The sequence below is a fragment of the Halorubrum tibetense genome (assembly GCF_042661865.1).
GTDB classification, from domain to species: Archaea; Halobacteriota; Halobacteria; order Halobacteriales; family Haloferacaceae; genus Halorubrum; species Halorubrum tibetense.
In genome coordinates this window covers 1-2,389 of the sequence record NZ_JBHSWW010000329.1, presented here as the reverse complement: position 1 = coordinate 2,389, position 2,389 = coordinate 1, and the positions used below count along the sequence as shown (strand labels likewise).

Sequence of the window (2,389 nt, the reverse complement as noted above, 5' to 3'; positions counted from 1 at the left end):
CGCGGAACCGCCGGCGCGCCGTCCGCGTCGACCGCGGCGGCGTCAACTCCCGACACCGCCGAAACCGGACCGACCGGGGTGTCGGTCTCGCGCCAGCGGAACGTCGGGTCCGAACGGATCCCGTCCACGTCGTCGACCCTGACACAGGCGTACCCGCCGGTGTCGACCCGGAGGGCGGTCGTATCGACCGGGATCCGATCGGGACCGGCGTAGAACGTCCGTCGTCCATCCCGTTCGTCGAGGATGAGTGGCGGGTCCTCGAGGACGGACCGGACGGATTCGGCGATCTCGTCGCTTGCGACGACGAACAGCGCACGCCGGTCCCGTTCGATGGCGTGGCCGAGCCGGGAGACGACCGTCGTCGGGGTGACGTCGTCCACCGTCAACGGCTCGACCCCGAACGGCTCGTCCCCCACCGCGTTCCCTGCCCTCGCTCCGCTGAAGGAGGTGGCGTCACCGCTTTCCGCCCCCTTTCGAACGGCGATCGCCGGCGGCTCGGCGCGTGTGTCCGGGCGAACGACCTCGAACCCGGCTGCGGCGAGCCGTGCAGCCGCCGCGTCCGTCAACCGATGGCGCGTCGTGTCGCCGAGCGGGTTCGACATATGCGTCGGTACGGGACGAAGCAGCAAGGAGGTTCCGTCTGTGGGCGGGATGGGGCGTTTCGGCGGGCGAGAGACCCGTCGGAACCGGAGTTCGGAGGGGCGACTCGGCGGACGATCGGCTCACGACCCGGCGAGCCGACGGACTCGATCGAGGGTGTCCGCGTCCGTAACCGATTTGTCCTCGCGGACGCCGACGAACCGCGGGAATCGAAGGGCGTAGCCGGAGTCGTACGTGGGCGAGGACTGGATCGCCTCGTAGCCGACCTCGATGACGACTTCGGGGCGGAGCGACACGTCGGTTCCCGACTCCGCGGTCACGTGTGGCTCTAGCCGCGCGGTCAACGCTTCGAGCTCCGCGTCCGAGAGCCCGGTCGCCACCTTCCCGATGGTCGCGTAGTCGTCCGATCCCTCCTTACGGACCGCGAGCAGGAACGTGCCGAACAGCTCGGCACGGCGACCCTCGCCCCACTCCGCACCGACGACGACCGCGTCGAGCGTCTCCACGTCCGGTTTGCGTTTCAGCCACTCTCGCCCTCGATCGCCGGGTGTGTACGCCGCGTCCGGGTCCTTGAGCATCACCCCCTCGTGGCCCGCCTCCAAGGCGTCGCGTTCGAACGCCTCGACCGCATCGACTTCGTCCGCGAGCCGGAGGTCGGCCGCCGCGTCGGGACAGACGTCCACGAGGCGTTGGTGGCGCGCACGCAGCGGCCGGTCGAGGAGGTCGTCCCCGTCGGCGTGGAGGCAGTCGAACGCGTGGAGCCGGCAGGTGACCGCCTCACGCATCCGCTCGACGTCGTGTTTCCGACGGAACCGACGCAAAACCTCCTGAAACGGCAGTGGGTCGCCGTCGTCGTCGACCGCGATGACCTCGCCGTCGAGGATCGTCGGGACTCCCACACGCGCTTCGACGTACTCGACGATCTCCGGTAAGGCGTCGGTCACGTCGTCCATGTTCCGCGAGTAGAGGCGGGGGCCGAACCCCTCGCTTCCCGCCGCCTCGGTGGTCCGTGTCTCCCGGGCGTCGCCGGTGCTCGCCCATCCTTCCGGCACGTAATGTACCTGCACCCGCGCGCCATCGAACTTGGTCTCGACCGCGACCTCCCCGAACGACTCGACCGCGTCCCTCGCGGTTCCCGCCTGTGCGAGCATCGCTTGAACCGGGCGTCCGACCGCCAGTCGTTCCTCACGCAGCCCCGCGATCCCCCGCTCGCGAGCGAGCACCGCCACGTGGCCGTAGTCGTTCGTCACCTGAAGCGCCCGTGCCACCGCCGCGACCGCCTCGTCGCTCGCGTGGAGAACCGGACCGTTCTCGCCGTCCCCGTCCGTGGTGTCGCTCTCGCCGATCCGATCCGCGCTATCCGTCTCCGCGTCACCCATCTCCGTGTCATCCGCTTCCACGCCATCCGCCTCCGCGTCATCTGCCTCCACGTCATCCGCTTCCACGCCATCTGCCTCCACGTCGTCACCGATCGTGTCGCGACCGTCCGCCTCCCCGGCGGTCACTCCATCGTCGACGAGGAACGCTTCGGCGACCGCGTCGCGGACGGTCCCCTCGCCCACCCCGATCCGCATCTCCCCAAGCACGAGGCGGGCGAGCAGCTTCGCCTCCGCGGGTTCACACCGGTTGAACAGGCCGAACAGCGCGTCTACCTTCCGCGACTCGCTTCCCGCTCCTTCGGCGGCGGCCAGCTCCCGTAACGACCGGTCGACCTCGCTGAGCGAGAGCGCGTCGCGACCGCCCGCGAACGCAGCGAGCCCCTGCTGGCCGCCGAACTCGAAGCCGGCGG

1 protein-coding gene and 1 pseudogene are annotated in these 2,389 nt (G+C 70.3%); both read right to left on the bottom strand.

All coding sequences use genetic code 11. The annotated features are described in order from the left end of the window. Window positions 1-602 (bottom strand): annotated as a pseudogene (locus tag ACFQEU_RS14570) (hypothetical protein); the annotation flags it as partial. Between the two features lie 120 nt (window positions 603-722). Beyond that, window positions 723-2,389, bottom strand: a 1,667-nt coding sequence (locus ACFQEU_RS14565; protein ID WP_379783328.1) for an ATP-dependent DNA ligase, incomplete at its 5' end; no start/stop codon positions are given.